Origin of the sequence: Pseudomonas sp. BN415, from assembly GCF_029871195.1 — a bacterium.
In the GTDB taxonomy this organism is placed as follows: Bacteria; Pseudomonadota; Gammaproteobacteria; order Pseudomonadales; family Pseudomonadaceae; genus Metapseudomonas; species Metapseudomonas resinovorans.
Genome location: NZ_SSOK01000063.1, coordinates 168,092 through 191,110 on the forward strand (window position 1 = coordinate 168,092; position 23,019 = coordinate 191,110).

19 protein-coding genes and 3 pseudogenes are annotated in these 23,019 nt (G+C 64.0%); 16 read left to right on the top strand and 6 right to left on the bottom strand.

What is annotated here, in order from left to right; all coding sequences use genetic code 11:
* Window positions 1-105: 105 nt before the first annotated feature.
* Window positions 106-1,011 carry a LysR family transcriptional regulator gene (locus E8F20_RS21675; protein ID WP_280285589.1) on the bottom strand — a complete coding sequence of 302 codons (906 nt, stop codon included), beginning with the start codon at window positions 1,009-1,011 and terminating at the stop codon, window positions 106-108.
* A gap of 93 nt (window positions 1,012-1,104) precedes the next feature.
* Between E8F20_RS21675 and E8F20_RS21680 the strand changes: the two genes are divergently transcribed.
* From E8F20_RS21680 to E8F20_RS21705, 6 genes are all read left to right on the top strand, one after another.
* Window positions 1,105-2,547, top strand: coding sequence for an aldehyde dehydrogenase family protein (locus E8F20_RS21680; protein WP_280285590.1), 1,443 nt, complete (start codon window positions 1,105-1,107; stop codon window positions 2,545-2,547).
* A gap of 13 nt (window positions 2,548-2,560) precedes the next feature.
* Window positions 2,561-3,547 (top strand): dipeptidase, encoded by a 987-nt coding sequence (locus E8F20_RS21685; RefSeq protein WP_280285591.1) that lies wholly within the window; start codon window positions 2,561-2,563, stop codon window positions 3,545-3,547.
* Window positions 3,548-3,820: 273 nt separating this feature from the next.
* Complete coding sequence (locus tag E8F20_RS21690) at window positions 3,821-5,332, top strand: BCCT family transporter (RefSeq protein ID WP_280285658.1); 1,512 nt, start codon at window positions 3,821-3,823, stop codon at window positions 5,330-5,332.
* A 50-nt stretch (window positions 5,333-5,382) separates the two neighbouring features.
* Window positions 5,383-5,754, top strand: coding sequence for a RidA family protein (locus tag E8F20_RS21695; RefSeq protein WP_280285592.1), 372 nt, complete (start codon window positions 5,383-5,385; stop codon window positions 5,752-5,754).
* Between the two features lie 302 nt (window positions 5,755-6,056).
* The gene (locus tag E8F20_RS21700; RefSeq protein ID WP_280285593.1) at window positions 6,057-6,449 is read left to right on the top strand and encodes a GFA family protein; all 393 of its coding nucleotides are present in this window, start codon (window positions 6,057-6,059) and stop codon (window positions 6,447-6,449) included.
* A gap of 203 nt (window positions 6,450-6,652) precedes the next feature.
* Window positions 6,653-7,693, top strand: a complete 1,041-nt coding sequence (locus E8F20_RS21705; RefSeq protein WP_280285594.1) for a helix-turn-helix domain-containing protein — start codon at window positions 6,653-6,655, stop codon at window positions 7,691-7,693.
* 63 nt (window positions 7,694-7,756) lie between these two features.
* Here the strand turns inward: E8F20_RS21705 and E8F20_RS21710 are convergent, their stop codons facing one another.
* A complete protein-coding gene (locus E8F20_RS21710) occupies window positions 7,757-9,466 on the bottom strand; it encodes an amidase (protein WP_280285595.1) in 1,710 nt (569 codons plus the stop codon).
* A gap of 289 nt (window positions 9,467-9,755) precedes the next feature.
* On the opposite strand from E8F20_RS21710, the pseudogene E8F20_RS21715 reads away from it, so the two are divergent.
* Both E8F20_RS21715 and E8F20_RS21720 read left to right on the top strand, forming a co-directional pair.
* Window positions 9,756-10,281 (top strand): annotated as a pseudogene (locus E8F20_RS21715) (MFS transporter); the annotation flags it as partial.
* Between the two features lie 68 nt (window positions 10,282-10,349).
* Window positions 10,350-10,538 (top strand): annotated as a pseudogene (locus E8F20_RS21720) (aromatic acid/H+ symport family MFS transporter); the annotation flags it as partial.
* Between the two features lie 90 nt (window positions 10,539-10,628).
* Here E8F20_RS21720 and E8F20_RS21725 read toward each other — a convergent pair.
* Window positions 10,629-11,390 carry an alpha/beta hydrolase gene (locus E8F20_RS21725; RefSeq protein ID WP_280285596.1) on the bottom strand — a complete coding sequence of 254 codons (762 nt, stop codon included), beginning with the start codon at window positions 11,388-11,390 and terminating at the stop codon, window positions 10,629-10,631.
* A 115-nt stretch (window positions 11,391-11,505) separates the two neighbouring features.
* Here E8F20_RS21725 and E8F20_RS21730 point away from each other — a divergent pair, with 115 nt between their 5' ends.
* Complete coding sequence (locus tag E8F20_RS21730) at window positions 11,506-12,945, top strand: HD domain-containing phosphohydrolase (RefSeq protein WP_280285659.1); 1,440 nt, start codon at window positions 11,506-11,508, stop codon at window positions 12,943-12,945.
* Window positions 12,946-12,947: 2 nt separating this feature from the next.
* Window positions 12,948-13,166 (top strand): annotated as a pseudogene (locus E8F20_RS21735) (DUF2938 family protein); the annotation flags it as partial.
* Between the two features lie 168 nt (window positions 13,167-13,334).
* Here E8F20_RS21735 and E8F20_RS21740 read toward each other — a convergent pair.
* Window positions 13,335-13,901, bottom strand: a complete 567-nt coding sequence (locus E8F20_RS21740; protein ID WP_280285597.1) for a hypothetical protein — start codon at window positions 13,899-13,901, stop codon at window positions 13,335-13,337.
* Window positions 13,902-14,092: 191 nt separating this feature from the next.
* Between E8F20_RS21740 and E8F20_RS21745 the strand changes: the two genes are divergently transcribed.
* From E8F20_RS21745 to E8F20_RS21755, 3 genes are all read left to right on the top strand, one after another.
* A complete protein-coding gene (locus tag E8F20_RS21745; protein WP_137821520.1) occupies window positions 14,093-14,584 on the top strand; it encodes a sigma-70 family RNA polymerase sigma factor in 492 nt (163 codons plus the stop codon).
* Window positions 14,585-14,667: 83 nt separating this feature from the next.
* The gene (locus E8F20_RS21750) at window positions 14,668-15,627 is read left to right on the top strand and encodes a FecR family protein (protein ID WP_280285598.1); all 960 of its coding nucleotides are present in this window, start codon (window positions 14,668-14,670) and stop codon (window positions 15,625-15,627) included.
* Window positions 15,628-15,945: 318 nt separating this feature from the next.
* Window positions 15,946-18,333: a TonB-dependent siderophore receptor gene (locus E8F20_RS21755; RefSeq protein ID WP_280285660.1), complete on the top strand. Its 2,388-nt coding sequence runs from the start codon at window positions 15,946-15,948 to the stop codon at window positions 18,331-18,333.
* A 103-nt stretch (window positions 18,334-18,436) separates the two neighbouring features.
* On the opposite strand, the gene E8F20_RS21760 is transcribed toward E8F20_RS21755, so the two are convergent.
* The gene (locus E8F20_RS21760) at window positions 18,437-18,580 is read right to left on the bottom strand and encodes a hypothetical protein (RefSeq protein WP_280285599.1); all 144 of its coding nucleotides are present in this window, start codon (window positions 18,578-18,580) and stop codon (window positions 18,437-18,439) included.
* A gap of 142 nt (window positions 18,581-18,722) precedes the next feature.
* Between E8F20_RS21760 and prpD the strand changes: the two genes are divergently transcribed.
* On the top strand, window positions 18,723-20,207 hold the full coding sequence (gene prpD / locus E8F20_RS21765) for a 2-methylcitrate dehydratase (protein WP_280285600.1): 1,485 nt from the start codon (window positions 18,723-18,725) through the stop codon (window positions 20,205-20,207).
* A gap of 41 nt (window positions 20,208-20,248) precedes the next feature.
* On the opposite strand, the gene E8F20_RS21770 is transcribed toward prpD, so the two are convergent.
* Window positions 20,249-20,575, bottom strand: a complete 327-nt coding sequence (locus tag E8F20_RS21770; RefSeq protein WP_280285601.1) for a hypothetical protein — start codon at window positions 20,573-20,575, stop codon at window positions 20,249-20,251.
* 283 nt (window positions 20,576-20,858) lie between these two features.
* On the opposite strand from E8F20_RS21770, the gene E8F20_RS21775 reads away from it, so the two are divergent.
* Window positions 20,859-21,869 carry a hypothetical protein gene (locus E8F20_RS21775; protein ID WP_280285602.1) on the top strand — a complete coding sequence of 337 codons (1,011 nt, stop codon included), beginning with the start codon at window positions 20,859-20,861 and terminating at the stop codon, window positions 21,867-21,869.
* Between the two features lie 158 nt (window positions 21,870-22,027).
* The gene (locus E8F20_RS21780; RefSeq protein WP_280285603.1) at window positions 22,028-23,008 is read left to right on the top strand and encodes a quinone oxidoreductase; all 981 of its coding nucleotides are present in this window, start codon (window positions 22,028-22,030) and stop codon (window positions 23,006-23,008) included.
* The last annotated feature ends 11 nt before the right edge of the window (window positions 23,009-23,019 follow it).

Below are 23,019 nucleotides of genomic sequence, written 5' to 3' on the forward strand. Positions count from 1 at the left end.
TTGATCTGCCGCCGATGGTGGGACAGCAGGCCCCGTGGAGCAATTCAGATCGCCCTATCGTTTGATAAGGAACTCTTATTCAAATGGCTTCGTCGATCAGTCGCGTTATCGCCATTCCTCCGGGTCCAGTTCGTTGTCGCGCAGGATGAACTCGAACAGGGCCTGGGCGGCCACCGGCAGGGAGCGGTTGGCCTGGCGCACGATGCCGATGTCGCGGGTCACCAGCGGGTCGGCCAGGGGAATGAAGCGCAACTGGCCGGGCTCGGCCGGGAAGGCGAAGCGGGGCAGGGTGGTGATGCCCATGCCGGCTTCGATCATGGCCAGCAGGGAAATCATGTTGGAAATATAGAACTGCGAGTCGCTGACCAGCTCTTCGGCGCGGGTGCCCGCCAGCAGGCGCGAGGTGCCGTTGGCGATCAGGCGCTCGCCGCGCAGTTGCTGCCAGCCGAGCTGCGCTTCGCCGGCTAGCGGGTGATTCTGGTGGCAGACCACGCCGATGCTGTCTTCCCAGATGGGAATGAAGCGGATGTCGCTCTCTGCTTCCCAGAGGCTGGAGATGCCGAAGTCCACCTGCTGGCTCTCCACCATGTTCAGGACCGCCTCGGAGTTATCGTCGAACAGGCTGACGTGCAGGTCGGTGGCATCACCAATGAAGCGCGTGAGGATATCCGGCAGCAGGCGGCTGGCGATGGAGGGCACCGAGGCGATGCGCAGGTGCCCGGACTTGTACTGGGCGATCAGGCTCATGTCGCGGACCACACGGTCGTGGTGCTCGATCAGCTCCTTGGCATAAGCCAGGAACTGCACCCCGAACGGGGTCAGCTCGGGCTTGGTGACCCGCGCATTGCGCTTCTCGAACACGGCCTGGCCCAGCTTGCCTTCCAAGTCGCGGATGGACAGCGAAATCGCCGGCTGGGTGCGGTGCGCCCGTTCAGCCGCAGCGTGGAAGCCCTGCAGTTCGGCAACCCAGACGAAATGGCGCAACTGCACGATCTTCAGGTCCGGCAACATGGTAAGTTTTCCTTATCAATCAATATTCACAACTAATTTTAGTTTATCTGAGGCGGCACCTACCATGCGCTCAAAGCGAGAACGGAGGTGCACATGCCCAGCAAGGTCTTCAACAACTACATCGGTGGCGCCTGGGTCGAAGGTGTCTCGAGTGCTGCCAACCGCAGCCCCGCCAACGTCGACGACGTGATAGGCCACTACACCCAGGCCGATGCCGCTCAGGTGGATCAGGCGCTTGCCGCCGCCACGGCCGCCCAGGCCATCTGGGCCCGCAGCGGCCTGGAAGAGCGCTATCAGGTGCTCATGGCCATCGGCAACGAACTCATCGCCCGCAAGGTGGAGCTCGGTGAGCAACTGTCGCGGGAAGAGGGCAAGACCCTGGCCGAGGGTGTCGGCGAGGTCTACCGCTCCGGGCAGTTCTTTCACTACTACGCTGCCGAAGTCCTGCGGCAGATGGGCGAGACGGCCGATTCGGTGCGCCCCGGCGTGGAGATCGAAGTCCGTCGCGAGCCGGTCGGCGTAGTCGCCATCATCACCCCCTGGAACTTCCCGATGGCCACCGCCGCCTGGAAGATCGCCCCGGCCCTGGCATTTGGCAACGCCGTGGTGTTCAAACCGGCCAATGCCGTGCCGGCGAGCGCCTGGGCGCTGACCGAGATCATTGCCCGGCAGGCCCTTCCGGCGGGCACCTTCAACCTGGTGATGGGCAGCGGTGCCGAGGTCGGCGAGCGCCTGATCCACTCCAACGCGATCAATGCCCTGAGCTTCACCGGCTCGGTTGAAACCGGACGCCGGGTCGCCGCCGCAACGGCCGCCAACTTCGTCCGTTGCCAACTCGAAATGGGCAGCAAGAACGCCCTGGTGGTGCTCGATGACGCGGACCTGGGGCTGGCGGTGGAATGCGCGGTGAACGGCGCCTTCTTCGGCACCGGACAGAAGTGCACGGCATCGTCCCGATTGATCGTTACCGAGGGCATTCACGACCGCTTCGTCGAGGCGCTGATCGAGCGAATCAAACAGCTCAAGGTCGGCCACCCGCTGCACGAGGGTGTGCAGATCGGCCCGGTGATCGACGAACGCCAGCTGGCGCAGAACCTGCGCTACATCGAAGACGCCAAGGCCGAAGGCGCGCGCCTGGTCTGCGGCGGCGAGCGCATCGCCGAGGAACACGAGGGCTTCTACATGCGCCCGGCGCTATTCGTCGACACCCGCAACGACATGCGTATCAACCGCGATGAGGTGTTCGGGCCCATCGCTTGCGTCATCAAGGCGAAGGACTACGAAGAGGCCCTGGCCATCCTCAACGAAACGCGCTTCGGACTCACGGCCGGGATCATGACCCAGTCGCTGAAGTACGCCAGCGACTTCAAGCGCCGCGCCAACACCGGCTGCGTGATGGTCAACCTGCCCACCGCCGGCACCGACTATCACGTGCCTTTCGGTGGCCGCAAGGATTCCAGTTTCGGCCCACGCGAGCAGGGGCAGTACGCCCGCGACTTCTACACGGTGGTCAAGACCGTCTACGTGCGTCCCTGATGGAGAGAGCGCCATGCAAGAGCTTCTGATGATCGACGGTCTGCAGTATTCCAACTGGAGCCCTGAGCTGTTCCGGCAGATGCAGGAAGGTGGCCTGAGCGCCGTCCACGCCACCATCGCCTACCACGAAACCGCCCGCGAGACGCTCTCGCGCATCGGCGAATGGAACCGCCGCTTCGAGGCCTTTCCCGAGCTGATCCGCCCCGTTCGCCAGGCCTCGGACATCCGCTTGGCGCAGCAGGAAGGACGGGTGGGGATCTTCTTCGGCTTCCAGAACTGCTCGCCCATCGAGGACGACATCGACCTGGTGGAAGTCTTCCGTCAGCTCGGCGTCTTCATCATGCAACTGACCTACAACAACCAGAGCCTGCTGGCTTCCGGTTGCTACGAGCGCGAGGACAGCGGCATCAGCCGCTTCGGCCGCCAGGTGATCGAAGAGATGAACCGTGTCGGCATGCTCATCGACATGTCCCACAGCGCCGAGCGCAGCACCCTGGAGGCCATCGAGCTGTCGAGCCGGCCAGTGATCATCTCCCACGCCAACCCCACCAGCTTCCACGCGGCCAAGCGCAACAAGTCCGATGCGGTTCTGCGCGGTATCGCCGAGTCCGGCGGGCTGCTCGGTTTCAGCACCTATCCCTTCCACTTGCGCGGTGGTTCGGCCTGCCAGCTCGACGAGTTCTGCGACATGGTCGCGCGCACCGCCGACCTGATGGGCATCGACCACATCGGCATCGGTACCGACCTCTGCCAGCAGCAACCGTTGCACGTGCTGGAGTGGATGCGCAATGGCCGTTGGAGCAAGGCCAAGGACTACGGCGAAGGCTCGGCGGACAACGCCGACTGGCCGGCCCCGCTGCACTGGTTCCGTGACAGCCGCGACTTCCCCGTCATCGCCCAGGGCCTGCGCCAGCGCGGCTTCGCCGAGGACGAGGTGCGCAAAATCATGGGCCTGAACTGGCTGAACCTGCTGGAACGCGGCACCGCGCCACAGAACTGATCTACCCACCCCGTGAGGACGCCATGAACAAAAACAAGAACAGAGCCTCGTCCAACTCCCGCCGTGGAGCTGGCCTGTGCCCACCCGCACAACACCATCACCCGCTGCCTCCAGGGGGCGCGCGCGACATGCGCCCCTTGCGTTGACGAAACGACCCTCGTCGTTTCGAACCCCTGGTCATTCGCCCCGCGCGTCCGCATGCCGGCGGGGCCTAAGCTACAACCTGGAGGCATCATGAAAGTGTTCCCGACCCAGACCATAGGCAGCACGCCGATGAAGCACTCGGCACTGCAAGGCATCGACTGGCCGCTGTTCGTCATCAGCGGTGGCTTCCTGCTCAGTTTCCTGGTAGCGGCGCTGGTGGACATCGACGCCGTCTCGGCGCTGGTCAACGCGCTCTTTGCCTGGTCGACGAAAGTCTTCGGACTTTACTGGCAGGTGCTGATGCTGGCGACCTTCCTGGTCAGCCTTGGCATCTGCTTCAGCAAGTGCGGCCGGGTGCGCCTGGGTGGCGTCGACCGGAAGCCGGAAACCAGCACCTTCAACTGGATCGCCGTGATCATGTGCGCACTGCTGGCCGGTGGCGGCGCCTTCTGGGCAGCCGCCGAGCCGCTGATGCACTTCGCCAGTCCGCCGCCGCTGTTCCCCGGTGTGCAGCCAAACACCGAGCAGGCCGGCCACTTGGCGCTGGCCCAGTCCTTCGTGCACTGGGGCTTCCTCGCCTGGGCGGTGCTCGGCAGCCTGCTGGCGATCGTGCTGATGCACCTGCACTACGACAAGGGCTTGCCGCTGGCGCCGCGCACGCTGCTGTATCCGCTGCTGGGCGAGCGCGCACTCAAGGGCTCCATCGGCAACCTCGCCGATGCCGCTTCGATCATCGCGGTCGTCGCCGGCACCATCGGCCCGATCGGCTTCCTCGGCCTGCAGATCAGCAATGCGCTGCAAGCCGTCTGGGGCCTGCCCAATGACCTGCTGACCCAGTCCATCACCATCATCCTGGTGACGGCCATGTACACCACCTCCTGCCTGGTGGGTCTGAACGGCATCCGATTCGTCAGCGAGATCAATGTCTGGCTGATGATCGGCCTGGCACTGTTCATGATCGTCGCCGGCCCGACCCTGTTCATCCTCTCGGGCTTCCCCGTGGCGTTCGGCCTGCAACTGGAAAACTTCCTGCCGATGACCCTGTACCGCGCCGATCCGAAGTGGCTCGACTGGTGGACGGTGTTCTACTGGGGCTGGTTCATCGGCTACGCACCCATGATGGGCCTGTACGTGGCCAAGATTTCCCGGGGCCGCAGCATTCGCCAGATCATCATGACCCTGTCGATCATCGCGCCGCTGGTCACCATGTTCTGGTTCACCGTGGTCGGCGGCACCGGCATCGGCCTGGAGCTGCAAAACCCCGGCACCGTCACCGCCCACGGCACCCAACCCGAGGCCATGTTGCTGGGCGTGACCCAGAGCCTGCCGCTGGCGGGGCTGGTATCCGCGCTGTTTCTGTTCCTCAGCTTCATCTCGGTGGCTACCAACGGTGATGCCATGGCCTACACCGTGGCCATGGCGATGTCCGGCAACGACTCGCCGAAGAAGTGGTTGCGCGCCTTCTGGTGCATCGGCATGGGGCTGGCTGCCGTGGTGCTGATCACCATCGGCTCGGGTGGGGTCACGGCGTTGCAGTCCTTCATCGTCATCACCGCCGTGCCGGTGTCCCTGCTGATCCTCCCTGCGCTCTGGAACGCCCCACAGATCGCCCGCCGCCTGGCGCGCGAGCAGCAGGTCTAGTCCCTTGGGAGGGCTTGTCCCTCCCTTTTTTCTTCCTCCTGGAGAGTTCAATGAAACAGGCAGTCAGCACCCGTTTATACCCGTCCAAGGCGCCGCTGGAGTGGGCCGTGATCGGTAACGGGACCTTGTACACGGCGCAGATCCCCATCGATGTCGAAGGGCGTGTGGTGGAAGGGGGTATCGAGGTGCAGGCGCGGCAGACCCTGGACAACCTCAAGCACACCCTGGACTGCGCTGGGCTGGGGCCGGACGCGGTGACCCAGGTGCTCATCTACGTCACTGACCGCAGCTACCTGGCCACGGTGAATGCGGTCTACGCCGAATACTTCGCCGCCCCCTACCCGAACCGAGCAGCCGTGGTCGTGGCGGGCCTTGCTCGCGAGGAGATGTTGGTGGAACTGGTGGTTTACGCGGCGGCCTGATCGGGCACCGTCCTGGCCCTTGCCGGCGATCCCGGAAGGGCTGGCCTATCGCACGCGGACGCAAGGAAGAGCCGGTGAAACTGCATTAACACCACCCAGTAGGTGATTGATTGGGTGACGCCGTGCGGTTCAGGCATCGCCACGATGCCTGCCACGGCAGTGAGGGAAGGCCGGTAGCAACTCGTTGCAACGGTGCGGCTGCTATTTTCACAAACAGCGGAATTGGCTGGCACAACTTCAATGGGCACCCGGCGAGGTATGCTGCCAGCATCCCGACGGCTTGGTTGCAGAGGAGACGCAGCATGGACCGATTCACAGGCGGTTGCCTTTGCGGTGACGTCCGCATTGTGGCTGCGGGGCCCCCCTATAGGGTCGGCCTTTGTCATTGTCTCGATTGTCGCAAACATCATGGCGCCCTGTTTCACGCTTCTGCGGTGTTCCCGCAGGACGCGGTGACCATCGAGGGCGAAACACGCGACTACGCCGGGCGGTATTTCTGTTCTCGCTGCGGCTCGTCCGTTTTCGCCCGTACCGCAGATGAGATCGAAGTGAACCTGGGCACCCTGGATGCCCCTGACCAACTGAGGCCAACCTACGAAAGCTGGACCGTCCGTCGCGAGTCCTGGTTGCCGCCGTTCCCACTCACGAGGCACTACGACCACGACCGTGACCCCACGAGCCGCTTCGAAGAGTAAGGGGCACGAACGCTTGGAACGCCGTTACAAGGTGACCGGGAGGTATACCGTGATCGAGCCGCCTTCAATTGGGAGAGGCGTCGCGAAGGGCAATCGCAGAGACGGTTGCGGCACTGCCTGACAGCCCGGACTGTGCAAAGCTGTTCGCGCTGTTGTTCGATGCAGCCTTGTCGGATGGTGCCTGAGCGCCTGTGAGTCGAGAGATGAGAACGTCATTCGAGAGTGTGTTGAAGAGCAAGAACCTGGCACATCTGGATAGGGCCAGCCGTGCCGGGTTGACGACGTCGGTCCGCCGCGTGTCCTTTGTCCTGCGCGAGCATTTTTCGATGATGGCGTTCACCGGCGCCGTGGATGCCCTGGTTACCGCCAACCTGATGAGTTCGACGCCCGTGTTCGAGGTGCAGGTGGTCGGGGGTGAGAGCAATCTGGTGCTGAGCGACCTCGGAATTGCCATTGCCGCCGACTGTCCCCTGGCTGAGCTGGATGAAAAACACCAGGACATCATCGTCGTGTGTGGCGGTTTCCGTGTCCGCCTTGAGAGCGACCCCCTGCTGCGGGCGAAACTGCGCCACGCTGACGCCGCGGGTTCAGTGCTTGGAGGGCTCTGGAATGGCTGTTACTTCCTTGCCGAGGCGGGCTTGCTGGATGGCCATGACTGCGCATTCCACCCTGACGGTCGGGCAATGATGGCCGAACTCTTTCCCAAGGTGAGGGTGACCACCCATTCCCACGTACTCGACCGCAAGCGAATCAGTTGCGCCGGCGCGAACAGCTCGTTGGGCATGATGCTGGAGGTGGTCGGGCACAGTGCTGGTCAGGAGCTGCTGAATGCTGTGGAAGAGGTGCTGGGCTGCGACAAGATGCGGGAAGTCGTCGATGTGTCGGTGGTGTCGATCGACTTCGACCCGACCCTGCCGCGAACCCTCAAGCTCGCGTTGGAGCTGATGCACAGCAATATCGAAGACCCCATAGAGATCGAAGAAATCGCCCGTCATGCGGGCATTTCCAGGCGACACCTGGAGCGTCTCTTCCGGCGCTACGTCAAGGCTACCCCGCCGCGGTACTACCTGGAGTTGCGCCTCACTCACGCGCGCCAGTTGTTGCAGCACACCAACAAATCCCTCATTGAAATAGCGGTCGCCAGTGGATTCGCCACGCTCCCGCATTTCCATCGCTGCTTCCGCGAAAAATTCGATATCGCACCCGGGCAGTTTCGCAGCCGCACACAGTTCAAAGTCGGATAAGCAAAACGCCGGGTGCTCGCTGGGGGATGGGGCTTGTACAGCGCCCATCCCCCAGCTCCATTCTTAGCCGCGCTGCAAGGGTGGGGTTCGCGGCGGGATCAATCGTTTGGTCCCTGTCGACTCGAACGCCGAAGCGAAACCAAGCAGCGCCGAGTCATCGTACGCACGACCGGCGAACGTCAGCCCGACGGGCATGCCGATGTCCGACATCACGCCCATCGGCACGGTTACCGTGGGGACGCCAAGGTGCCGGATAGCGAGATTGCCATTGGCGACCCAGATACCGTTACTCCAGGCGATATCCGCAGACTCGGGATTCACATCCGCATCCGCCGGGCCCACGTCGGCCACCGTCGGGAACAGCACAGCGTCGAGCCCCAGGCGGTCCATCCAGTCTTCGAGGTCGATGCGGCGAGTCTGCTCCAGTCCGCGCAGGCCATCCGGCAACGTGGGAATCTGGTCCCATTGCTTGATGCCGCGCTGGGCCATTCGCACGTATTCGTCCATGCCTGCGGCCAGGTCGCCTTCGCGGTTTGGCAGCGTGCCCGGATCGTGCGGGAAGATCTTCGGACCGTCGACGTCGGCAAGGCGGTTCAGCTTGGGATCGCCGTTTGCCCGCAGGAAGTCGTCGAAGCCCCAGGCCGACAGGTCCCACAGTTCGTCATGGAGGAATTCCTTGGATACCAGGCCGCGGTTGAACACGGTCGGTGCCCCCGGCCGGTCGCCCTCGCAGTTGGACACCAGCGGGAAGTCGACCTCGACCACTTCGGCGCCGGCAGCTTCCAGGGCCTTGCGCGCCTCTTCCCAGAGCGCGATCACGGACGGGCGAGTGTTGATGCGTTGCCCGGTCGGGCCACCGATGCCCGGCGCCTCGCTGGTGCCGGCGTCCGGGTCCTTGTTGATGAACATGCGCGGAACGCCGAAGCGCTTGCCCGCCAAGGCTTCGGCCTGCTTGGCGAGCGCCAGGTAGGACGCGGGACGTACCGAATCAACGCTGGGGATCGGCACCCAGGGCTGCAGGCGCCACAGGTCGCCACGCGCGTCCGGGTCCTCCGCCACTACGACGTCCAGCACCTCAAGCAGGTCAGCCATGGTTCTGGCGTAGGGCACGACGACATCCATCGTCGGCGTCAACGGCCAGTTGCCGCGCACCGAGATCACCCCGCGCGAAGGCGTATAGGCGCACAGGCCATTGTTCGATGCAGGCCCGCGCCCGCTCGACCAGGTTTCTTCGGCAACGCCGAATGCCGCAAAACTGGCCGCGGTTGCGGTGCCCGCACCGTTGGACGAGCCCGATGCGAAAGGCGCGGTGAGGTAGTTCGCGTTGTACGGGCTTTCCGCGCGGCCATAGACCCCGCGTTGCATGCCGCCGTTCGCCATGGGCGGCATGTTGGTCTTGCCCAGGCAGATCGCGCCCGCAGCGCGAAGTCGTTCGATGGTGAACGCATCGCGATAGGCGATCAGATCCTTGAATGCCGGACTGCCGGAAGCCGCAGTCAGCCCTTTCACCAGGTAGCTGTCTTTGGCGGTGTAGGGGATGCCATCAAGCGGCCCCAGCGTTTCGCCCCGGGCCCGACGGGCGTCGGACGCCTCGGCTTCCTTGAGCGCATCGGGGTTGCGAACCACTACCGCGTTGAGGGCCGTGGGTGTGTCGGGGCCATCATAGGCATCGATCCTGGCGAGATAGGCCTGGACCAGCTCAACCGCAGTCGTCCGACCTGATTCGAGCGCGGCACGCAGTTCGGCAATTGAAACCTCGGTTACCTCGATCATGCTGCCACCACCGGCTTCTGGTGGGACCTGCGATGATCTCCATCACGCGGCATCTCGGGTTCAGGGGCATCAACCCGCTCAAAATCGGCTTTCATATCGGTCCTCGTTTCGCTGCATTACGCGACAGGGGCTGGACTCACAATCCAGGCTAGCAAAGTTCTTGTGGGCACTATTTTGCACCAACGCAGGGCGGAGTACTCGGTGTAACGGCTCATCCACCTATGTCGCTTCCGGCCGAAGGCGGACGCCTATTCCACCTTGCGGGTACGATCTCGACGCAACAACGGAGATGCCAACGTGCTGGCAACCACAATCCGTATGCGAGGCAAACTGCTTCAATGCCTTCGATGCAGGCGTACTGTTCGGGTGCGCGTTGATCATCATCTTCGACGGCTATGCCCTGGTCATCTACGGCGTGGTGCTGCCCGCACTGATGCAGACCTGAAACCTGACCGTGCTCCAGGCCGGGATGCTCGGTAGCCGTGCGCTGGTGGGAATGATGTTTGGCGCGTTGTTCTTCGGCCCGCTGTCCGACCGCATCGGACGGCGCAAAGCGATCATGACGCGCGTGATCGTGTTCAGCGGTTTCACCGTGATCAACGGCTTTGCGCGCACGCCGGAAGAATTCGCGATCCGTCGCTTCATTGCCGGGCTCGGCATCGGTGGCATCATGCCCAACGTAGTGGCGCTGATGAACGAATAGGCTATGTCTGCATGACGTGTTGCAAGCACCTGCATCGCCCAAGGAGCTGGCTTGCCAGCCAATGCCGCCGTTTCGCTGGCAAGCCGGCTCCTACAAGGCTCTTGGCCCGATGGTCAATCTCTAGCAACAGCTAACGCAGACACAGCGAACGAATACGCCCCCAGGAAAATCCGCAGCACCCTGGTCGCCATCATCGGCCCGCTACTGGGTGGCGCGCTACACGCGGCGCAGTTGCCGATCCAGGCGAGCTTCCTGGCTTTTGCACTGCCCGGCCTGATCGGTGCTGCGGCCATCCTGGTGTTCCTCTGGCACCGACCGGGCCAGACAGGCTGCGTGGCTGAGAAGCCGCTCGAGTCAACGCCCACCTGATCAATCCCGAACCACAGCGTCTGCCCCTGGACCGGGGCCTGTCCACTGCCGACACGGCCGCGCCTCAGGTGCGGCCGTGTCGCATCCGGGTCACTGAGCGCTCTGCACGGCCTTGATGATCACCTTGGCTACCTCACTTGGGCGTGACTGCTGCGGAACGTGGCTGGAGTCGAGTTCGGTGACGCGGGCGCCAATCTTCCTGGCGAAGTCACGCTGCAGGTCCGGTTGGATCATATGGTCCTGACTGGCCACGACGTACCAGTTCTGCTTGCCTTTCCAGGCAGCGATGCTGGTCTTCTCTTCGAACGCCGCCGCGCGGATCGGCCCCTGGGTCGCAGCCATCACGGCGGCCTGCTCGCGTGGTACGTCCTGGGCAAAGTCGGTGGCCATGCCTTGCGGCGTCAGATAGAGGAAACCGTTCTTGTCGGGCGTGATCTGGCTCACGCCGCGCGGCGAGGGGTAGCCCTCGTAGAGTTCCTTGGTGTTCTGCCCGGCGTTGGGCGCGAAGGCCGCGACATAGACCAGGCTACGCACTTTCTTGTCGGCACCGGCCTGGCTGATGACCGTGCCGCCCCAGGAGTGCCCGACCAGCACCACGTCGCCTTCCTGGTTGTTCAGCACGCGTTGGGTGGCGGCCACATCGTCGGCCAGCGAGGTCAACGGGTTCTGCACCACGGTTACCCTGATGCCTTCGGCTTGCAGCAGTGGCACGACCTTGGCCCAGTCGGAGCCGTCGGCAAATGCGCCGTGGACAATCACGACCGAGGGGGTCGCAGTGGCGGCCTGACTGCCGAGCGTGAAGAGGGAAGTGGCCATGGCGAGTGCCAGGGCGAGGGTCTTGGGTTTGGACATGGTGGGAACTCCTGTGCTTGGGAGTGCCTAGTGTCGGGATTGCCCGAGTGTGCCGGTATCGGTCGTTTATCCGAGGCGGGTCGGCGAGAATGCGAGTGAATCCGTGGAGAGCAATCTGATGGACACCGACTGCGTTGTACTGGGCGACGCCATCCTGGCCCTGGCGATGGTGGGGGATCTGAGCATGGGCCAGCCTATCGACCAATCCCGACGTACCGCACGCCTCGCCGGCCGCCTGGCGAAGTCCTGTGGTGGCGACGATGTACGGGCGGACGTCGCGCGTCAGGTGGCGCTGCTGCGCTGGTCAGGCTGCACGGCTAACGCCGAGGGCTTCATGCACCTGCTGGGGGATGATGTTGGCGGTCGCCGTGCGATGCTCAGCCAGACGCTGGGGCCGTCCGGGCTTCGCGCCATGCGCAAGTCCGCGCCCCTGGCCGAAGTGCATTGCGAGGTGTCCGGTGATATCGCCCGCACGCTGGGCTTGAACGCCGATGTCGAGCTGGGGTTGCGCCACGTATTCGAGCAGTTCGATGGCCAGGGCAATCCGCTTGGTCTGCGCCATCCCGAGGTGCCGGAGGTGGTGTATCAAGTGGTGCTGGCGGGCGACCTGGAAATTCTCTCCCGGGTTCATGGCCTCGACTCGGCGCTGGAGTGGATCGCTTCCCAGGGGGATCGCCGCTACCCGGCATCCCTGGCGTCTGAACTGCTGCGCAATGCAGCCGACTGGCTGGAGGCCCTTCAACTGCCCGAAGATTCCCCGTCAGCTGCAATGGGCGGCGACGCGCAGGTCTCGCTGACGTTGGTGGGGGACGTGATCGACCTCAAGCTGCCCTGGCTTACCGGCTATTCACGCCAGGCAGCCGATCTGGTGCGCGAAGCCGCCAGGCTGTGGGGGCTGCCGTCGGGTAGCGTCGAGCAGTTGGGACGGGCCGCCCTCATCCACGGCATCGGCCGCGCGGCGGTGCCCAACCGAATCTGGAATACGCCGGGGCCACTGCTTGCTGGCGATCAGGAACAGGTGCGGCTGGTGCCCTACTGGACCTTGCGCGCGTGCGGTCAGATCGGCGGTCTGACCGTCCCCGGCCAACTGGCTGCCCATGCCTATGAACGGCTGGATGGCAGTGGCTACTTCCGCGCCTTCAGTGGTGACTCCTTGCAGCCTGAGCACCGCCTGCTGGCTGCGGCGCTGGCCTGGCAGGCCTTGCGGGCCGAACGTCCATGGCGGCCGGCTTTCAGCGACGGCGAGGCCGCACGGCTGCTGGAGACTGAAGCGGGGCAGGGGCGTTTCGATCCGAGGGCATGCCAAGCGGTGATTGCTGCCGCCCGTGGAGAGCGCTCTGCTGCCTTGTGCAAGACCACCAGCGGCACCTTGTCCGAGCGGGAGACGGAGATACTCCGGCGCATCAGTTCAGGGGCGAGCAACAAGGAAGTGGCGCGCGATCTCGGCATCAGCTCGAGCACGGTGCGAACCCATGTCGAGAATGTATTCCGCAAACTGAATTGCTCGACTCGCGCGGCGGCGACGCTGAAGGCGCTGACGCTTGGGTTGATCTGATCGGCTGGACCGCCAGCCCAACCCTGCTGCCCGCCGTGTTGGTAGGCATGGGCACCGTCGCAGCGCCGTTGCTGGTGATGCAGCCGGCCATGAGCGCCGGCCTGTTCGTCAGCAAGACGCCCACATTGTTGAAGAACTGCCTGCGCAGCCTGATCAATCACAGCGTCTTCGGTCTGGGCCTGTTGCTTGCCGCTGCCTTGGTGGACTGGGTCGCCCGCTGATATGCAGGATGAAGTCGATTGTCTGTAGTAGCCCGGATGAAATCCGGGGAAAGTCTGATCGCCGCTCCCGGATTTCATGCGGGCTACGATCTGGCTAGCGGCATCCGCGATGCCACCTTATTGGGGGCGTAGGCAAGTCCACGCAGCAGTCCCATAGGGTGGCCGCCGTCAGTTCAACCGGTACTTCGCCAGCTCATCCTTCGTCAGCACCCGCATGCGCGTTGGCTCGATGCTGTTCATCTCGTCCAGCAGGCTCAAGGGGACGTTCATTTCCCTGAGGTAGGCAGTCGGGCTGTAGCGGCTGCCAACGGGGGCAACCTGGGCGGAATCGCCATGGGGGAAGTAGGGGCGGTGCAGGCCGACGTAGCCGCGCACGGTCTTGTTGCGGCCGGCGGCCAGGAGGTAGACGCAGCTGCCCTGGCACACACCGTCAGTAGGGACCATCACATCGAAGCCGGTTTCCCGCAGCAGGCGGCCCATGCGGATGGCTTCGGCCACGCTGCCGCCGATGTTATCCAGCAACACCAGCTTGCGGTCGAACTTGCCGGCGTTGGCGCGCAAACCTTTCATCAGTGCTTCGTAGTCGCCGGGGGCGATGTCTTCGGAAATCTGCACGGCGAGAATCCGGCCCGCCTTGGTGTGCTGGACGGGCTGGACTTCCACCTTGGCAGAGGCGGCAGCCGAACAGAGGGCGGCAAGACAGAAGACAGCAGCCTGGAGGGTGGTACGGCTCATGGAGCAGGCACTTCCTGTGGGGGCGGTTGGCGACGGCTGGAGAAGATACCCGCAAAGGTGCATGGGCTCCATATGGGCAGGCAAGGTGGTTTCGTCGGCTGGCCACTGGAAGCTGGGAAGGGGAAATTGCGGGAATACTTGCAAGCTATTATCATTCGCGCCTTTCGATTTCCGACCCTTCCTATTCCCAGATGCCTCAGCGCAATCATGGCTTCTTCGAACACTATGAAGAGCTCATCGGCACGTGGACGCGCCGGCTGAGGAATCGCCATCGCGCCGAAGATCTGGCCCACGACGCCTTCGTGCGCGTGCTGGAAACCGACCAGGGCAACGTCCAGCAACCCCGCGCTTACCTGCACCAGACCACGCGCAATATCGCAGTGGACCAGTTCCGCCGTGAGGAGCGCCGCGCCCAGTTGGAACTGGACATGGCCGGGCAGGACGAGGAGGGGAGGAACGACCCCGAGGCCTATATGCACGCCGTGCAGCTTGCCGATTCCATCGAGAAGGTGCTGGCTGAGTTGCCCGTGAACTGCCGGCAGGTTTTCATCTGGCAGAAGCTGGAAGGGCTGAGCCAGGCGGAAATTGCCGAGCGCCTAGGGTTATCCAAGAATATGGTGGAGCGTTATATGATCCGCACCCTTCGCCATTTGCGTGAGCGCCTGGACTTGAGCGCTTCATGAGCCGGACCTACCAGACAGGGCACCAAGACCTGATCCATGGACAACCACCGCAGCCTGATTCCCGCCACCTGGATGGCGCAACGATGACGCACGCCTGCAACGTACGAGACGAGGCTGCCCACTGGTTCAGCCGCAATCGCGACCCCGAGCAGAGCGTCGAGGAGCGCTGCCGCTTCGAAGCCTGGCTGCAGGCGGATGCGTTGCACCGTGAGGAGTACCGGTTGCTCGAGCAGATGTGGAGCGCCGCCGACCTGATCCCCGAGCAACGTCTGCGTGCGCTCTGCACGGCGGAGGTTCGAGCCTTGCCGGTAGCGTCGCGCCGGCGTTTCCTGCAGGGCGCGCTGGCGGCTGCAGCCAGTGTGGTGCTGGCGGGTGGGGCGACCTACCTGTTCGATCCCTTTTCTCTGCGCGGCGACGCCTTTGTCACCCAGCTTGGCGAGCGCCGCCAGGTCACGCTGGCGGATGGTTCGACGCTCGACCTCAATGGCCGGACCCGCGTCACCGTCCAGTACGGTGACGACCGCCGCCTGGTGCGGCTGGATGCCGGTGAGGCGATGTTCAGCGTGGCACCCGACAAGGCGCGACCCTTTGTGGTGGAAGCCGGGCCTGGCCGCGTGACGGTCACCGGCACCCGCTTCAACGTCCGCCATGGCGTGCAGGAGATGCGTGTGGCAGTCGAGTCGGGCCAGGTGCTGGTGGCAGGCGGGCAGGGCGCGGCAAGCCGGCCGTTGCTGGCCGGAGATGGCGTGCGGGTAGGGGCAGACGGTAGCGTCGGAGCGGTGCAGCGCATTGACATCCAGGCCATCACTGCCTGGCGCGAGGGCAAGCTGATGTTCAACGATGTGCCCCTGTCCGAGGTCGCGGCAGAGGTGTCCCGCTACCGGGAAAAACCGCTACGGGTTTCTCCAGAAGTGGCGAGCTTGCGCTTCTCCAGCGTGTTCCGCTCGGACGATACCAATGCCCTGCTGACGGCCTTGCCGCGCATCTTGCCAGTCAAGGTCAGAACCCTCGCTGACGGCTCAAACGAAATTATTCCGTTTTAGATTCAGGTTTTTTTCGTCTCGTTCGTCTTCTCGTCCGACTCTTCACGCCCAGCGCATGGCTGGGCGCTTTCTTTGGCTATGTCCGCTTGACGTGTTGCAAGCAGCTGCATTGCCCGTAGGAGCTGGCTTGCCAGCGAATGGCCCAGTTTCGCCGGCAAGCCAGCTCCTACAAGGCTTTTGGCCTGATGGTAAATCACTCGCAACAGCCAACGCAGACATAGCGCCTTCTTTCAGGACCGGACGAACGTGAATAACGAAGTACAGCAACACGCGGTATCGCCAGCCTCCTCTCGCAAGCCCCTTCGTAGCCAACCCTGGTTGTCCCTGAGCCTGGCCGTCGCCCTGGCGGTGGGCAGCCTCGGCGCCGTGGCCTCCGAGCGCAAGGAAGTGCACATCCCGGCCCAGTCCCTGGCTGGCGCCCTTGGTCAGCTCGGCCAGCAGACCTCGCTGCAGCTGTTCTTCAGTCCCGATCTGGTGGCCGGCAAGGCGGCCCCGGCGGTCGACGGCACCCTGTTGCCGGAAGAGGTCCTCGCTGCGTTGCTTGCCGGCAGCGGCCTGACCTTCGACCTGACGGACGGCACCGCCATCCTGCGCCGGGTTTCCAGCGAAGAAGGCGCCTCGGCCATGGAACTCCCGGCGTCCAGCATCAGCGTGGTGGGTGACTGGCTGGGTACGGCTGAAGATGCCGTGGTACAGAACCACCCCGGCGCCCGCACCGTGGTGCGCCGTGAAGCCATGATCGAGAAGGGCGCGATGAACGTGCGCGACGCCTTGCGTTCGGTCCCCGGCGTTCAGGTGCAGGAGTCCAACGGCACCGGCGGTAGCGACATTGCGCTGAACTTCGGCGTGCGTGGCCTCACCTCGCGCCTGTCGCCCCGTTCCACCGTGCTGATCGACGGCGTGCCGGCAGCCTTCGCCCCCTATGGCCAGCCGCAGCTGTCCATGGCGCCCATCTCGCTCGGCAACCTCGACAGCATCGATGTGGTGCGCGGTGCCGGCTCTGTGCGCTATGGCCCGCAGAACGTCGGTGGCGTCATCAACTTCGTCACCCGCGCCATCCCGGAGAAGTTCTCCGGTGATGTGTCCACCACCATGGAAGACACCGCCCACGGTGGCTGGAAATACCTCAACAGCGCCTTCATCGGCGGCACGGCCGACAACGGCTTCGGCGCCGCGCTGCTCTACTCGGGCGTCAATGGCGACGGTTACCGCGACAGCAACAACAACAACGATATCGACGACGTCATGCTCAAGACCCACTGGGCGCCCACCGAGCAGGACGACATCTCGCTGAACGTTCACTACTACGACGCCACGGCCGACATGCCTGGCGGCCTGACCCAGGCGCAGTACGACGACAATCCCTTCCAGTCCGACCGCGACTGGGACAACTTCAGTGGTCGCCGCAAGGACGTCTCGCTGAAGTACCTGCGCCAGGTGGATGACGTTACCCAGGTCGAGGTGCTGACCTACTACAGCGACAGCTTCCGGGGCAGCAACCTCGCCAGCCGCGACCAGGCATTCCTCAGTTCCTTCCCGCGCAGCTACTACACCTACGGTTTCGAGCCGCGTGTTTCGCGCATTTTCTTCGCCGGCGAGAGCACCCATGAAGTGGGCGTCGGTTACCGCTACCTGAAGGAAGCCATGCACGAAGAGACCAGCCGGGTGCGGCTGGTGAACAACGTTCCGACGCCGACGACCGGCCCGTCGGCGGACGGCCATGTCTATCAGGACCGCACCGGCGGCACCGAGGCCAACGCCTTCTACCTCGACGACAAGATCGATGTTGGCAACTGGACCATCACCCCCGGCATCCGCTTCGAAAGCATCAACACCGACTGGCATGACCGCCCGGTGCGCGGCACCAACGGCCTGCCAGTGCAGGAGAAGAACCGCAGCAAGGACTACAACGAGCCGCTGCCGGCCATCAGCGTCATGTACCACCTCTCCGACGCCTGGAAGCTGTTCGCGAACTACGAAACCTCCTTCGGCAGCCTGCAGTACTTCCAGATCGGCCAGGGCGGCGTCGGCGACAGCACTGCCAACGGCCTGGAGCCGGAGAAGGCCAAGACCTACGAAGTGGGTACGCGCTACAACGGCGACATCTGGGGCGGCGAAGCGACGCTGTTCTACATCGACTTCGACCATGAACTGCAGTACATCAGCAACGACGTGGGCTGGACCAACCTGGGCGCCACCAAGCACCAGGGCCTGGAGCTGTCGGGCTACTACAACCTGGACGAGATTCTCGCCGGCCTGAGCCTGACCGGTACCTACACCTTCACCCGCGCCACTTACGAGGGCGACATCCCGGGCTTCGAAACCCGCGACCTGCCGTTCTACTCGCGCCATGTGGCCAACGTCGGGCTGCGTTATCAGGTCGAGCGCTGGACCTACAACTTCGATGGCTACGCGCAGTCCGGCCAGCGCGCACCGGGCACCGGCATCGATTCCAATGGGAACTTCACCGGCGACTACATCACCGAACCGACCGCCGACGGCCAGTTCGGTGACATTCCCGGCTACGTGACCTGGAACCTGCGCGGCGCCTATGACTTCGGTGAGCAACTGTCCAACCTGAAACTGGGGGTAGGGGTGAAGAACATCTTCGACAAGCAGTATTTCACCCGCTCCAGCGACAACAACGCAGGCATCTACGTCGGCCAGCCGCGTACCTGGTACGTGCAGGCCAGCGTGGGGTTCTGAGGCCTCGTCACGCCCGGTGGACCGGTGAAGCCCGGTCCACCGGAGTCGGCCGTCGTAGGATGCGGTAGAGCGAAGCGAAACCCATCAGGGGCGCCTCGAGCTTTCACTCCCAATCATCCGGCTTCTTGTCCTTGCAGGGTGCCTTGTCGCTGATGCGTTTGACGTCTGCTGCCGGTACCTGTTCCGGTGGCTGGCTGGGCCCCTGTGGCCTGGGGGCGGGTGTGCGGACATTGGGATCGCTGCTCATCGCGAGTCTCTCCGGTTTGCGCCATCCCCTAAGCCCAGCACAACGGCGAGTGATGCGCTGGCCGTCGGTCGCCTCGGGTATCGGTGAATGGCGCGATGGTGGAATCTAGGTCCAGACCACTTGGCAAGCGGGAGGCTGGGCCATGAGCAGCAACGTCGACTTGAACCAGCGACCGCCCTACGACCAGGTGATCCAGGACATCGCGGACTATGTGCTGGATTACCGTGTGGAATCGGCGGAGGCGCTGGACACCGCGCGCAACTGCCTGATGGACAGCCTTGGCTGTGCGCTGCTGGCCTTGCGCTTCCCCGAGTGCACCAAACTGCTCGGCCCGCTGGTGGAGGGCACCCAGGTGCCCCAGGGATCACGGGTGCCGGGCACCTCCTACCGGTTGGACCCGGTCAAGGCCGCCTGGGACCTCGGCGCCATGATCCGCTGGCTGGACTTCAACGACACCTGGCTGGCGGCGGAGTGGGCACATCCCTCGGATAACCTCGGCGGCATCCTCGCCGTTGCCGACCACCTGTCCCAGCGGCGCGTGGCGCGTGGCGAGCCGCCGCTGAGCATGCGTCTCGTGCTTGAAGCGATGGTCAAGGCCCATGAGATACAGGGCGTCATGGCCCTGGAGAATTCCTTCAATCGCGTCGGCCTGGACCATGTGGTGCTGGTCAAACTCGCCTCCACCGCAGTGTGCGCCTGGCTGATGGGGGCGACCCGTGAGCAACTGCTTTCGGCCATTTCCCACGCTCTGGTAGATGGCCAGGCCCTGCGCACCTACCGCCATTCGCCAAACGCCGGATCGCGCAAGTCCTGGGCGGCTGGGGATGCCACCAGCCGGGGCGTACGCCTGGCGGATATCGCCCTGCGCGGCGAGATGGGCGTTCCCGGTGTGCTGGGGGCGCCGCAATGGGGCTTCTACGACGTGTCCTTCAGCCACACCAACAAGGACCTGGCGACCAAACCTTCGGCACAGCACCGTTTCAGCCTGCCCCAGCCCTTCGGCAGCTATGTGATGGAAAACATCCTGTTCAAGGTCAGCTACCCGGCGGAGTTCCATGGACAGACGGCCTGCGAAGCAGCGGTGCGCCTGCATCCGCTGGTACGCAACCGCGTCACCGAAATCGATCGTATCGTCATCAACACCCAGGAGTCGGCCATCCGCATCATCGCCAAGGAGGGTGCCCTGGCCAATGCCGCCGACCGCGATCACTGCCTGCAATACATGACAGCGGTCGCCCTGGCCTTCGGCGACCTGACCGCCGAGCACTATGAAGACGGATTCCATCAAGCCCACCCGATAATCGACCGCCTGCGCGAACGCATGGAGGTGATCGAGGACCCGCGCTACAGCCGCGAGTATCTGGAACCCGACAAGCGCTCCATCGCCAATGCCGTGCAGGTGTTCTACAAGGATGGCCGCAGCACCGAGAAGGTAGAGGTCGAGTACCCCATCGGCCACCGCCGGCGGCGCAGCGAAGGGATGCCCTTGCTGGAGGAGAAGTTCAAGGTCAGCCTGGCGACCCGCTTCGCGCCTCAGCGTTGCGCCGGGGTCCTCGCCCAGTGCAAGGACCAGGCCGCGCTTGAGGCGATGCCGGTGGAGCAATTCGTGGAGTTGTTCGTGATCTGAGGCGGAAATGGGACCGGCGCGATTGGCCGGCCCCGGAGCGATCAGTCGTCGTAATGGTTTCGCCCGCGACAGACCCTTTCCTTGTCGAATACTTCGCGGGAGGCACTGATGCGAACCCGGCAGGCGCCGTCTCGGTAGTCGCGGTGCCAGTCGCCGCGTCGCCAAGTCTTTCCACGACCGTTCGGGCAACGGATGACTTTCCTGAAATAACCGCGGTCGGTGATTTCCTTTACCCGGCAGGGGCCGTCGCGATACTGCTCGACCCTGCCGTCGTCCCTGTCCCATCTGTGATCCGCCTGGGCACTTTGCACAGTGCCGGCAAGGGCTGCGACCAGAACAAACACACCCACGAACGGGCCTGTTTTCATTGCTTTACCTCGATTCCGATACGACTGGAGTTGGCCAGTGCCCACGCACTCATCGCGATGCTCGACCTGGCGACGATTAAGACCGCGCGGCGGCGTTTTTGCTCCGTGGTGCAGCGTGTCCGACAACGGGATGGGGTAGAGACGGGGTACCTATACTCAACGAACCTGGGCCTAAAGGCACACGGGTGGGCGAACCCTCATGAGCACTGCGCAAGTTTGCCTTGGAATCCGAGTGGAGCAGGTGCCCGGCAGGCTCCTCGGAACGCCGGGTACGCTGCTTTCGATGCTGATTGTCATCCTAGCGCTGACGGTCAGCGGGTGCGCGTCGAAACCCGAACCACCTCCCGTGGTGGTATCCCAGGCCACCTGGAGCCGGGTGGACAGGGACATCGTCGCCGCTTCCCTGGCGGCCACCAACCAGGCTCGTCGTTATGCCCAGGCATCCATGGAACGCTGGATGGATCTGGTCTACCGGCAAACCGATAGCGAATTCCTCCCCTGGTTCTCCAGTTTCTGGACCCGCAAGTGGCTGAGCATGAAGGTGGGCTGGTATCGCCTGAGTTCTGACGGCAAGCGTGAGGAAACGGTGAACCGGCTGGCCGTCTACCTGCAGGAGGAATATGACGAGCAGGTGCTGGAACCGGTTTCCCGGGAGCTCGATCCGGACGACATCATGGAGCAGGCCACGCGCACCTACATCCAGCAGCTCGATGAGCGTCTGCAGGTTATTCCCCAGCGTTTCGGTGTGCCCGGCGATCAGTTCGCCCAGCATTTGCAGAAGATCCCAGCCATCGAGTTGCCGCCACCGGGCCATAGCGCATCCCTCTACCAGGTGCTGAAGGCCGACCCGCTGGAGGAACTGCCCGCTTATTCCTCGCTCATGGAGCGGATCCGCAATGCGCCGGGTGGCGCCGGGGCCTGGGCCACCGATGACGGCCTGTCGCGCATCACCCGGGACACCAGCCAGCAACTGGAATCGGAACTGGCGACCAGCGGTGCCGCCAGTGTCGTTACCAGCTTCATGGGGCGCGTGGCTGGCCCGGTGTTGTCCCTCGGCTTCACCGGCATCAGCGCGATGCTCAATGAAGAAGGGCGGACTGACCGTGAAGCGACCTTGCGCAAGAGCCTCAACCAAGCCTTCGACGAGGAGTGGCTGGAACTGATGCGCAACCCGGAAGTAGGCGTGATGGCCGGGGTGATCCACCTGTCCGGGCAGGTGGAAAACAGCCTGACGCAGACCAGGACCCAGCCCATCCAGTTCCAGCCGCTGCCACGAGTGATTCCTGCCGAGTAACCCGCCGTGGGCCTCGCGGCTTCCTCGTCGGCCTGCCAGGCCTGTCATGAAATGCGAAGCGCCTGACGCCCTATGAGAAGCAGCCAATAGGGGGGATGCCTAGAGTCCAATCCATGGGTCCGTGACCCGACTACAAGAATCATGATTGGAGAAAAGGCATGGCCAAAGCCGTTCGTTTCTATGAGACCGGGGGTCCGGAAGTACTTCGCTACGAAGAGGTCGAGGTCGCTGACCCGGGCCCCGGTGAAGTCCGAATCCGTCACGTTGCCGTAGGGTTGAACTACGCCGACACGTATTTCCGCAATGGCACCTATCCCATTCCGCTGCCCAACGGCATCGGCGTGGAAGCCGCCGGCGTAGTGGTGGCGGTGGGCGAGGGCGTGAGCAACGTCGCCCTGGGTGACCGCGTGACCTACACCGGCTTCCTCAACACCCTTGGGGCCTATAGCACCGAGCGCCTGGTGTCGGCAGCGCCGCTGATCAAGCTGCCCGAAACCATCGCCTTCGAGACGGCCGCCGCGATGACCATGCGCGGCCTCACGTCGGCCTACCTGATGCGTCGCATCCACGACTTCAAGGAAGGCGACAGCATCCTCCTGCATGCTGCCGCTGGTGGGGTGGGTCTGATCGTTTCGCAATGGGCCAAGCTGCTCGGCCTGACCGTGATCGGTACCGTATCCACCGAAGCCAAGGCGGAAGTCGCCCGGGCCCACGGCTGCGACCACGTGATCAACTACAGCGACGAAGACATCGCCAAGCGCGTTCGTGAGCTGACTGGCGGACGCGGTGTCGATGTGGTCTTCGACAGCGTGGGCAAGAACACTTTCAACGCCTCGCTGGATTCGCTCAAGCGTCGTGGCCTGCTGGTCTGCGTCGGCACCGCCTCCGGCCCGATTCCGGCCTTCGACCCGGTGCTGCTGGCCATGAAGGGCTCGCTGTTCATTACCCGGCCGGCCCTGGCGGACTATATCGCCGATCCGGTCGAGAAGGCCGATCTGGTGGGCGAGCTGTTCGACCACGTCGGCAGCGGCCGCATCAACATCGACATCAACCAGCATTACGCGTTGGAAGATGCGGTCCAGGCCCATCGGGACCTGGAGTCGCGCAAGACCACCGGTTCGTCCATTTTCGTCATCTGAGGCCGCTGACC

Coding starts and splice junctions, on each gene's coding strand:
- E8F20_RS21685 (WP_280285591.1), top strand. CDS start 2,561: ATGCAAGAGCTTCTGATGATCGACGGTCTGCAGTATTCCAACTGGAGC.
- E8F20_RS21690 (WP_280285658.1), top strand. CDS start 3,821: ATGAAGCACTCGGCACTGCAAGGCATCGACTGGCCGCTGTTCGTCATC.
- E8F20_RS21760 (WP_280285599.1), bottom strand. CDS start 18,580: ATGAGCAGCGATCCCAATGTCCGCACACCCGCCCCCAGGCCACAGGGG.
- E8F20_RS21770 (WP_280285601.1), bottom strand. CDS start 20,575: ATGAAAACAGGCCCGTTCGTGGGTGTGTTTGTTCTGGTCGCAGCCCTT.
- E8F20_RS21725 (WP_280285596.1), bottom strand. CDS start 11,390: ATGTCCAAACCCAAGACCCTCGCCCTGGCACTCGCCATGGCCACTTCC.
- E8F20_RS21780 (WP_280285603.1), top strand. CDS start 22,028: ATGGCCAAAGCCGTTCGTTTCTATGAGACCGGGGGTCCGGAAGTACTT.
- E8F20_RS21695 (WP_280285592.1), top strand. CDS start 5,383: ATGAAACAGGCAGTCAGCACCCGTTTATACCCGTCCAAGGCGCCGCTG.
- E8F20_RS21700 (WP_280285593.1), top strand. CDS start 6,057: ATGGACCGATTCACAGGCGGTTGCCTTTGCGGTGACGTCCGCATTGTG.
- E8F20_RS21705 (WP_280285594.1), top strand. CDS start 6,653: ATGAGAACGTCATTCGAGAGTGTGTTGAAGAGCAAGAACCTGGCACAT.
- E8F20_RS21710 (WP_280285595.1), bottom strand. CDS start 9,466: ATGATCGAGGTAACCGAGGTTTCAATTGCCGAACTGCGTGCCGCGCTC.
- E8F20_RS21745 (WP_137821520.1), top strand. CDS start 14,093: ATGCCTCAGCGCAATCATGGCTTCTTCGAACACTATGAAGAGCTCATC.
- E8F20_RS21675 (WP_280285589.1), bottom strand. CDS start 1,011: ATGTTGCCGGACCTGAAGATCGTGCAGTTGCGCCATTTCGTCTGGGTT.
- prpD (WP_280285600.1), top strand. CDS start 18,723: ATGAGCAGCAACGTCGACTTGAACCAGCGACCGCCCTACGACCAGGTG.
- E8F20_RS21775 (WP_280285602.1), top strand. CDS start 20,859: ATGCTGATTGTCATCCTAGCGCTGACGGTCAGCGGGTGCGCGTCGAAA.
- E8F20_RS21740 (WP_280285597.1), bottom strand. CDS start 13,901: ATGAGCCGTACCACCCTCCAGGCTGCTGTCTTCTGTCTTGCCGCCCTC.
- E8F20_RS21750 (WP_280285598.1), top strand. CDS start 14,668: ATGACGCACGCCTGCAACGTACGAGACGAGGCTGCCCACTGGTTCAGC.
- E8F20_RS21680 (WP_280285590.1), top strand. CDS start 1,105: ATGCCCAGCAAGGTCTTCAACAACTACATCGGTGGCGCCTGGGTCGAA.